At 69.1% G+C, this 9,276-nt stretch carries 6 protein-coding genes; all 6 read left to right on the top strand.

What is annotated here, in order from left to right; all coding sequences use genetic code 11:
• A partial coding sequence (locus ACIQ51_RS13540; RefSeq protein ID WP_396205588.1) for a hypothetical protein occupies positions 1-2,381 on the top strand: 2,381 nt, incomplete at its 5' end.
• Positions 2,382-2,499: 118 nt separating this feature from the next.
• Entirely contained in the window at positions 2,500-3,903 is a 1,404-nt protein-coding gene (gene lpdA, locus ACIQ51_RS13535) for a dihydrolipoyl dehydrogenase (protein WP_396205587.1), read from the top strand.
• A gap of 31 nt (positions 3,904-3,934) precedes the next feature.
• Positions 3,935-4,639: a lipoyl(octanoyl) transferase LipB gene (lipB, locus tag ACIQ51_RS13530; protein WP_396205586.1), complete on the top strand. Its 705-nt coding sequence runs from the start codon at positions 3,935-3,937 to the stop codon at positions 4,637-4,639.
• Positions 4,640-4,880: 241 nt separating this feature from the next.
• The gene (locus ACIQ51_RS13525; RefSeq protein ID WP_396205585.1) at positions 4,881-6,470 is read left to right on the top strand and encodes a hypothetical protein; all 1,590 of its coding nucleotides are present in this window, start codon (positions 4,881-4,883) and stop codon (positions 6,468-6,470) included.
• 75 nt (positions 6,471-6,545) lie between these two features.
• On the top strand, positions 6,546-7,775 hold the full coding sequence (locus ACIQ51_RS13520; protein WP_396205584.1) for a hypothetical protein: 1,230 nt from the start codon (positions 6,546-6,548) through the stop codon (positions 7,773-7,775).
• A 248-nt stretch (positions 7,776-8,023) separates the two neighbouring features.
• Positions 8,024-9,160 (top strand): hypothetical protein, encoded by a 1,137-nt coding sequence (locus ACIQ51_RS13515; protein WP_396205583.1) that lies wholly within the window; start codon positions 8,024-8,026, stop codon positions 9,158-9,160.
• Positions 9,161-9,276: the final 116 nt, after the last annotated feature.

The following is a 9,276-nucleotide window of genomic DNA, read 5'->3' as shown; positions in this document are numbered from 1 at the left end:
CGGGCACCACCCCGGCCGCCGCGGCACTGCTCTACGTCGCCATTCCCACCGTGGTGGATGTGCCCGTGACCGGGCTGCCGAGCGGGAGCAGCGCCGCCATCCAGCTCACCGACCCGAGCGGTGCCAGCCGCAGCGTGACGGGCACAACCCGCGTGGCTCCGGCGCCGCCGGGGCGCTGGCGCCAGACGGCCAGCGCCGTCAACACCGGCTCGGCGACGTACGCGCCTACCCCCGCCTCGCGCGACACGACCGTGCTGCCGGGCGATACGCTCCGGTTCGGCGTGACCTACACCATCGCCACCGGGTCGTTGGCGGTGACCATTACCGGGCTCCCCACCGGGAGCAGCGGCACCGTCACCGTGACCGGCCCCGCCGGCTTTACGCGCGCGCTCGATGCGACCACCACCCTCACCAACCTCACCCCCGGCGCCTACACCGTATCGGCGGCCCCCGTGAGCACGGAGAGCGGCCCCTATCAGCCACTCCAGGCCACGCAAACGGTCACCGTGAGCGCCTCGGTGGTCGCCGCGGCTGCCGCCGTGACCTACCGGCTGCCCAGCGGCAGCCTCGCCATTACCGCCTCCGGCCTGCCGGGGGGCACCACGCCGGTGTTCACCCTCAGTGGCCCGGGGGGCACGCGCACCCAAACCGGCGCCGGCACCGTCACCGGGCTGGCCGTTGGCAGCTGGACCGTATCGGCAGCGAGCGTGACCGCGGCGGGCACCACCTACGACCCCTCCCCCACGTCGGCCATCGCCACCGTGGTGGCCAACGGCACCGCGAGCGTGTCGTTCGCCTTTGCGGCCCCGCCGTCGGGGAGCAACTACACGATCACCAACGTGTACCTCACGCAGGCGATCCAGCAGCTCGACAACTCGGTGGCGCTGGTGGCGGGGCGTGACGCGCTGCTGCGCGTGTTCGTGACGGCCAGCGGCGCCAACAGCGCGCGCCCCGACGTGCGCGTGCGCGTGTACGACGGCGCCACGCTGCTGAGCACCAGTACCATCACCGCGCCCGAACCCTCCGTGCGCACGGCGCTCGCCGAAGGCACGCTGAGCTCCACGTGGAATGTGCTCGTGCCTGGCGCCAACATCCGGACGGGGACGCGCGTGCTGGTAGAGCTCGACCCTGCGCAGGCCGTTCCCGACAACAACCGCGCCGACAACGTGTGGCCGGCGAACGGCACGCCGCGGCTGGTGACGGTGAACACCGTGCCCCCCTTCACCGTGCGCTTCGTGCCGGTCATCGTAGGCCGCGACACGGGGCGGGTGAGCACGGCGAACCGTGAAAGTTTTCTCGTGACCACCCGGCGCCTCTTCCCGCTGCAGAGCGTGGTGAGTGATGTGCGGGCGCCCTTCACCAGTTCCGCCGACACGCTGGTGAGCGAGGATACCAACGGCAAGTGGATCACGGTGCTGAGCGAGATCAATGCGCTCCGCACCACCGATGGTGCGCCGGCCACCACGCACTACTACGGCGTGGTGCGCGTGCGCTACACGAGCGGCATCGCCGGCTACGGGTACGTACCGGGGCGCACCGCGGTGGGGTGGGACTATCTCCCCAGCGGCGACAACGTGGCCGCGCACGAGTGGGGGCACAACTTCTCGCGCAACCACGCGCCCTGCGGCACCAGCGGTGACGCCAACTATCCATACGCGGGGGGCCTGATCGGCGGCTTCGGCTGGAACCCCGCCACGAACACGATCGTGTCGAGCAGTGCGGCCGACATCATGGGCTACTGCAGCAACACCTGGATCAGCGACTACAACTGGACCGCGGTGATGACCCACCGCAACAGCGCCGGCGCGACCGTTCCCGCCCAGCGCACGGTGAAGGGCGACGGCCTGCTGGTGTGGGGGCGCGTGGTGAATGGCGTGATCCAGCTCGAACCGGCCTTCCGGGTCACGGCGCCGGTCACGGCGGTCCCACGCGGTGCCACGCACCGGGTGGAGCTGCTCGATGCCGACGGGGCCACGCTTGCGGCACTGCCCCTCGAGGCCAGTCCCGTGGACCACGCACCGGCCGGCCGTGAGGAGCGGCAGTTTGCCGTCGTGCTCCCCTGGAGCGCCACGCTCGAACAGCGTCTCGCGCAGATCCGCGTGCGCGACGTACGCGTGCCCACCCGCCAGGCCATGCAGCAGAGCACGAGCCGCGCGAGCGGCGGGAGCCGTGAGCGTACCCCCGACGCCACCCTCGACCGGTCCGCCCGCACCGTACGCGTACGCTGGCAGAACGACCGCTACCGCATGGCCATGGTGCGCGACGCGAACACCGGGGAGCTCATGGGCTTCGTGCGCCGCTCGGGCGCCACCGTGGCCACGGGCGGCCGAGCGGTCGAGGTGGTGTTTTCGGACGGGGTGCGGAGCGCGGTGCAGCGGTAAGGGCGGGTGGGGCGCGCGTCGTGTGAACGACGCCGAGGCGGACGCGCCTTTCCTCGGTCCCACCCGTTAAATTCCCCTCGCGCCGCTCCGGCGCCCAAACCGTTTGCCCCAACTCCCCATGGCTTCGTTCGACGTCATCGTCCTCGGCGGCGGCCCCGCCGGATACGTGTGTGCCATTCGTTGCGCCCAGCTGGGCATGCAGGTCGCCGTCATCGAGCGCGAAGCGCTGGGTGGCACCTGCGTCCTCTGGGGGTGCATCCCCGCCAAGGCCCTCCTGGAAAGCGCCGGTCTCGCGCAGAAGATCGGCAAGGCCGCCGATCATGGCATCACCATCGACGGCGTGACGCTCGACTTCGGCCCCGCCATGAAGCGCTCGCGGTCCGTGAGCCAGCAGAACTCCAAGGGCGTGGAGTTCCTGTTCAAGAAGCACAAGGTGCAGTGGATCCGCGGCGAGGGCGTGATCGAGAAGGGCAAGAAGGTCACCGTCACCGGTGCCGACGGCAAGAAGGACACGCACGACGCGAAGAAGGCCGTGGTCATCGCCACCGGCTCGCGCGTGAAGGGGCTGCCGCAGATCGGCCTCGAGCTCGACAAGCACGTGGTGCTTTCGAGCGACGACGTGCTCGTGGCCGAAAAGGCGCCGGCCACCATGGCCGTCATCGGCGCCGGCGCGGTGGGCTGTGAGTTCGCCGACGTGTTCGCGAGCTTCGGCACCAAGGTGTCGCTCATCGAAGTGGCGCCCACGGTCCTGCCGCTCGAAGACGCCGACTGCAGCGCCGAACTCGCGCGCGCCTTCAAGAAGCGCAAGATCGACGTCATCACCGGCGCCAAGATCAGCAACGTGAAGGTCACCAAGACCGGCGCGAGCATGACCGTGGAGGCGCAGGGCGCCACGCAGCAGATCGCCGTGGAGAAGGTGCTCGTGGCCGCCGGCCGCGCGCCCAACGTGGAGAAGATCGGCCTCGAAGCGGTGGGCATCGCCAAGAGCGAACGCGGCTTCGTGAAGATCAACGAGAAGTTCGAGACCAACGTGCCGGGCTACTACGCCATCGGCGACGTGGCCGGCAACCAGATGCTCGCCCACAAGGGCTCGCGCGAAGGGCACGTGCTGGCCGACCTCCTCGGCGGGCAGCACGCGCATCTCGTGAACTACAAGAACATCCCGAGCTGCACCTACTGCCACCCCGAAGTGGCGAGCATCGGCCTCACCGAGCAGGCGTGCAAGGACCAGAAGCTCGACTACAAGGTCGGCAAGTTCCCCTTCAGCGCCAACGGCCGCGCGCGCACCAGCGGTGAGACCGATGGCTTCGTGAAGATCATCCGCGATGCGAAGCACGGCGAGATCCTCGGCGCGCACATCGTGGGCGTGAGCGCCACGGAAATGATTCACGAACTCGTGGTGGCGCGCGAAAACGAATTCACGGTGGAAGAGATCGACCTCGCCGTGCATGCGCACCCCACGCTGTCCGAAGCGATCGCCGAGGCCGTGCTGGACTCGATGGGGAAGATGCTGCACGCGTAAGTGGTCGGGGTAACCCGCCTATATTTCTTCCGTGCATCTCTACACCCTCTCCCTCGGCCTGACTCCGTACGACGACGCGTGGGCGCTGCAGAAGCGCGCAGCGGCCGCGCGTAGTACCGGGGCGTTGCCGGAGGATCTCTTGATCCTCCTGCAGCACCCGCCGGTCGTCACGTTGGGGCGGAGCACCAAGCCTGGTCATCTGCTGGCGAGCCCCGAGTCACTCGAACGCCGAGGCATTCAGGTGCGCGACGTGGAGCGTGGCGGCGACGTGACCATTCACGAACCCGGCCAGTTGGTGGTGTATCCCATCATCGACCTCAAGCGACACAAGCAGGACCTGCACTGGTACCTGCGACAGGTCGAGGAAGTGATCATCCGCGCGCTCGCCAGCAGGGGCCTCACCTGCTGCCGCGTGCCCGGGCTCACCGGCGTGTGGCGCGAGCGCCCCGACGGCACCCGCGTGAAGCTCGCCAGTATCGGCGTGCACGCGCGCGACTGGGTGACCTGGCACGGCGTGGCGCTCAACGTGGAGAATGATCTGGCCACGTTCGATCACACCGTGCCCTGTGGCATCGATGGCGTGACCATGAGTACGGTCGCGCAGGAGTGCGCGCTCGCGGCACTCGCGGCGCCATCGTGCGCCGCGCTCGAACCGATCGTGAGCGCGCACGCCGCCGAGGTGTTCGGCCTCACGCTGGCGACCCTCCCCGCGCCCTTGGCTGCCACGCTGCGGTAGCCGCCGCCCCACCAACGTGATCGGTCGGACACACACCGCCGCCACGGTGTGCGCAACCACGGATGTTGTCGCGTTCATCCAGTCGCGCGGCGTCGGCGCAGACCGCCCTTGCGAGATCCCCCGGCGACCGGTAACTAAATAGCCGAGTTCGGTTAGACCCGCAGCTCTTGCTGCCCGTCGGCCGGCAATGTCCTTCTGTGAATTCAGTCGCCTCGCGACGTCCCTCTTCGCACTGCTCCCGATGCCGTTGCTTCCTGAGCCCACCGCCGACGATGCCGTACTGGGCAAGCGCGCCGAGGCGGGTGCCATAGGACGTGACTGGGATGTCGTGCGCGACGCGCGCGGGCGTCCGATCCCCGACGACCTGCCCGTTGCGGCGATCACGGGCGCGGGCGATCGGCGCCGTCTCTGCCTCGTGGTGGTCGCGCCGTCACTCTCGCGCGGGCAGCAGATCGGCCGGCAGCTGCCGCCAACCGCCGCCTCGGTGATCGTGGCCGCGTCGCCCGATCAGCTCACCGCACTCCTCGAGTACGCGCACGCCGATGCGGTCGTGCTGACGGCGTCCGATCACGCCGAGGCGTTGCAGATGCTTCCCGCGGTGCAGGCGCCGCTCGTCGGGAGCCGGCGCGCGGTCCCACTGCTCTGCCAGATCCTCGGCCACAATCATCGACGCAGTCTGCGGCCGCTCCTGCTACAACTCGGCGCGTCGGCGGTGATCGACGCCGGTGCGCCGATGGACGAACTCCTCGACAGCGCGCGCGCCGCGGCGGCGCTCGTACGGCACGCGCGCCGCGATGGCGCGCACGCCATCCTGCAACAGCTCGCAGACACCGCGCCGCACGCCCAGCTCTTTTACGACGCCACGTGGACGCCGCTCGCCTGCAATCGCGACGCGTGGCAGTATGTGCAGCGTGCATCGGGCGGCCGGTGCGACGCCCGCAGCGACCATTTCTTCACGCTGTTCAGCGCCACGGAACGCCGCCGCGTGGAAGCGCTCGTAAGGGAGCTCGCCCGTCCGGCCGGTAATACGGGGCACCCGCTGCGGGCGCTCCTCGGCATGGCCGTGTTCTCGCAGCAGGCCACGCAGCTCCATATCGAGCGACTTATGATCGAGGAGCACGACGTGTTCGCCGTGCGACTCCTGCCCGACGTACCCGTGGAGAGCGGGCCGAGCGCGCTGCGGGCCCGCGGCCTCGCAACGACGCGCAGCGCCCTCGAAGCCGTCACCGACACCATGCAGCGTGCCGTCGAGTATCGCCGCACGTTATCAGCGCACGCGGCGCACGTGGCGCACGCGGCGCACGACGGCATCGACGACGCCGCGCTGCTCGCGGAGTCGCGTGGCCTCCTCGCGCTGCTTGGTGCGCTACACCCGATGCATCGCGATGAACCGGCGCAGTTGCTCTCGCTCGATGTCGTGGTGGCGCAGCATGTGTCGGCACTCCGCGCGGCGCTGTCCAGTACGTGGCAGGTCGAATGGCACGTCGCACCGAGTACCGTGCTTGTTCGCTCGACGCCTGATGGCATTCGGCGCGTGCTCTCCCTCATGGTGCTCGCCGCGCGACAGGCCGCGGCGCAGCGCCAGCTCGTCGTGCGCCTCGACCACGTCGATGGCACCGCCGCACTCTCCGTGGCCTTTCGCTCGGCGCCCCCCGCGCGCGACGCGTCGTCGGCGGCCGACGAACGTCTCGGTCCCGTCACCGCTGCGGATCTCGAGGAAATCGGTCAGTGGGCGCGCGCCATTGATGCGCGCCTGGTGATGCGCGACGACGATGACGGGCGGACCGTGCTCTGCGTATTGCTCGACAGCGCTACACCACCCACTGGTTGACGCGCTCCGTATGCGCCTGTCGTCTCTCCATGGTCTCTGGCTGATCATCTCGTGACCCGTCTTCCGTCGGATCCCATGTTCCCACCACTTACGCCACTCACGCCGCTCACGCCGCTCACGACGTCCGGGGCGGTCGCAGGCGTGTACCGGCCCGGCCCCCACACGGGATCGGCGTCGCGGGTGGTGGTGATGCATGCGCTCGAGCCGACGCGCGTTGCGGCGCTGACGGCGGCGCTGGCCGCGAGCCACATCGCGGTCCTCGAGGTGCGCACACCACACGAGATTCTCGCGGTGCTGGCCGAGCGGACGCCGGTGGCGGTGGTGTGCGGGGCGGACGTCGCCACCGCGTGCGATGTGGCGCGGGCCGTGCGCACCGCCATCACCCCCGAGAGCGTCCCGCTCATCGCGTGGCTCCCGTCAGGCGCTGCGATGCCCGTCGGGTCTCAGCTGACGGCGGCTGGCATCGACGCCGTGCTCGACGAGCGACACGGGGCGAGCGACGTGCTTCGCACCATCGGCGCACCACACGTGCCGACGCCCCGTGCTGCATCGACTACGCCGTCTGCGGCCCCGTCTGCGGGCGCGTCTGCGGGCGCTTCTGCGGGCGCGTCTGCGGGCGCCTCTGCGGCGGCGCACCTGTCTGCCATCGTGCGGCCACTCACGCGGAATCTTCGCATGATCGTGGATACGGCGCTGGGCGTGAGCGAGGTGGCGCGTGGCGCGCGCGCGAACCCCGCGCCCCTCGATGAGCAGGCCCTGCTCTTCGAGGCGCGGGCCGTGATCGAGCTGCTCGACCTCCTGCACCGCGAGGGTGCGCCGGCGAGCGCCGCGCCCGTCGATCTGGGGGCGCTCTTCGAGGAGCAGCTCGCGCTGGTGCGGCGCGCCGTCCCGTTGACCGTTGAGGTCCGTCGGGAGGACCGGATGCCGCCCTGTCTGGTGCGCGGTGACAGCGTGGCCCTGTCGCGCGTCATATGCATGGGGCTGCTACACCTCTGGCGGCAGGCAGCGCCGACCAACCGCCTCACGGCGTGGCTTCAGCGCCAGGATGGCGAGCGGGACGGCGAGCTGTACCGCGACGTGGAGCTCCGCCTCGTTTGCCACAGCGCTGTGCTCCCGCTCGACGCCCTTCCGCCAGCCGAGTCCGGCGTGCCAGTCACCGACCCCACACTGCAGCAGCTGCACCGCCAGCTTCGCGAGCTGGGCGGTTCGCTCACGATGGTAGCGAGCGCGGCCGGGGTCGAGCAGCTCCACCTCCGCCTCCCCCTCTATGAACACCCTTCACCACCCGAGCTGCATCCGTGGTAGTCGCTACCACGTCCCCGGGCCGTCGTCGTGGCGTGCCCCGTTCCCCCGGCCGACTGATGCATTTCCGCGTCAGTCGGTTCGTCGTTTCCCCTTCACTTGGAGTTGTCATGAGTCGACGCCATATTATACGCCATAGTTTGCCAATACTTCTTTCAAAGCGTCGAATGATAATGAATGAGATCCCCCGGCTCCGCGCCAAGCGCCGAGACGGGGCCGAGTGGACCCCTGTGGGGTCCTACCTCGTCGACATGCGGACCCAGTCGGTGGGGCGCATTGCCAAGGCCAGCGGCGTGTTTCCCAACATGCGTAACGCGGCCGAGTTGATCCAGCAGATCAAGCTCATGATTCGTGAGCTCGACGTCAATCGGGAGCTCGTGAAGCTCACGCAGATCAAGCAGGGGAAGGTGCGCCTGCTCGACGCGTTGGCCGCGTGGAAGGCGGGGCGGTTGACCTTCGCCGAGTCGTATGCGGGCGAGTCGCTGCTCCCCACGTTCGAAAAGTGGCTCGACACCACCTCGGTGTCCCCGATCACCATCCAGCAGTACCGCAACTATATGTCGCGGCTGATGCGACTGGGGATGGTGCAGCCCAGCAGCAAGATCCGCGATGTGCCCGATGTGCTGCGGGCGGTGCGCGTGGTGATGGCCAAGGAGCATAAGGCCGTGTACTACGGCAACGTGCGCCAGATGTTCATGAGCTTCCTCGTGAACCACCTCGGCTACGACGACGACTCGCACGTGTTGCGGGATCTGCGGCGGGTGCCGGTGATCAAGGTGCGCAAGCGTCGGGAGCATCATCCGTTGCGGGGCCCGCAGGATCTGATCGAGTTGGGGAGCCGGATCAACACCACCGGCCGCTGGGGGAACCGCTCGGTGGACTACCAGTCGTGGATCTACTTCATGACCCTGACCGGCATGCGTCCCACGGAGTTCGAGCGCGGGTTGTGGGAGCGTGACGAGGAGACCGGGCACCTGCGGATCAAGGGGACCAAGACGCGGAATGCGGTGCGGGTGATTCCGCTGATTCTCTGGCTGGAGCCGGAGCGCCGGACCCTGGGGAACCTGCAGATGCGGCTGGTGAACCTGCAGCCGGCCACGGTGGTACGCTGCCGCGATTTCCGGCGGACCTCGGCGGTGTGGTACGAGCAGGCGGGGGTGCCCCGGTCACGGTACTCGTACTATTTGGGGCACGGGCCGAAGGATATGACGGCGCTGTACGAACGCCGGACCCCCACCAAGGCCGAGATGGACGCCGACCGGCAGGCGTTGCTGACCTGGATCAAGCAGCAGCACGAGCGGGTGGCGCCGGCTTCGGTGCCGGTGGTGGTGCCCACGCCAGCCGAGTTCATCAGCAGCTTCGAGCAGGGGGACATGGCGGGCGTGTGAGCGGCGAGGAAAGGATGAGTCTTCCATAGATCATTCCATAGTCCGACCAGACAATGCGCAGTGTGCTAGGAGAATGGCCCTTAGATAAGTGAATGTGGCGTACACCTTCGCCACCT

The organism is Gemmatimonas sp. (assembly GCF_044344655.1).
Taxonomy (GTDB): domain Bacteria; phylum Gemmatimonadota; class Gemmatimonadetes; order Gemmatimonadales; family Gemmatimonadaceae; genus Gemmatimonas.
This window is presented reverse-complemented; position numbering and strand designations above follow the sequence as displayed.

Bases quoted from the DNA above. Each gene is read 5' to 3' on its own strand.
- lpdA (WP_396205587.1), top strand. From the start codon at position 2,500: ATGGCTTCGTTCGACGTCATCGTCCTCGGCGGCGGCCCCGCCGGATAC.
- ACIQ51_RS13525 (WP_396205585.1), top strand. From the start codon at position 4,881: ATGCCGTTGCTTCCTGAGCCCACCGCCGACGATGCCGTACTGGGCAAG.
- ACIQ51_RS13520 (WP_396205584.1), top strand. From the start codon at position 6,546: ATGTTCCCACCACTTACGCCACTCACGCCGCTCACGCCGCTCACGACG.
- ACIQ51_RS13515 (WP_396205583.1), top strand. From the start codon at position 8,024: ATGCGGACCCAGTCGGTGGGGCGCATTGCCAAGGCCAGCGGCGTGTTT.